A 260-nucleotide genomic window follows, 5' to 3' on the forward strand; every position below is an offset into this window, starting at 1 on the left:
GCTTCTCTTGCAGCGTCGCATGCTCCTTGCGGATCCATTTGAGSACCCCCGCCGGCGATGCTCCCAGCACCCGGCCGATCGCCCGGATGCCCATGCCRTTCATGTACATCTCGATCGCCARRGCTTTCGTCYCGGCACTGAACCTGGGCTGGCTGTCGGTGCAGTATCGACCGCAGGCCCGGCACACATAGCGCTGATGGCCCGACYTGCGGCCCCGCTTGATMAGGTCGGTCCCCTCRCACGCTGGACAACGCATCCTG

The 260-nt window shown here is 65.1% G+C and carries 1 protein-coding gene; it reads right to left on the minus strand.

Annotated features, from left to right (window positions below; translation table 11 throughout):
• Window positions 1-256 (minus strand): IS1/IS1595 family N-terminal zinc-binding domain-containing protein (locus ASE70_RS21115; protein WP_443024890.1); only part of this gene is annotated, 256 nt, incomplete at its 3' end.
• Window positions 257-260: the final 4 nt, after the last annotated feature.

The organism is Sphingomonas sp. Leaf22, assembly GCF_001421715.1.
Taxonomy (GTDB): Bacteria; Pseudomonadota; Alphaproteobacteria; order Sphingomonadales; family Sphingomonadaceae; genus Sphingomonas.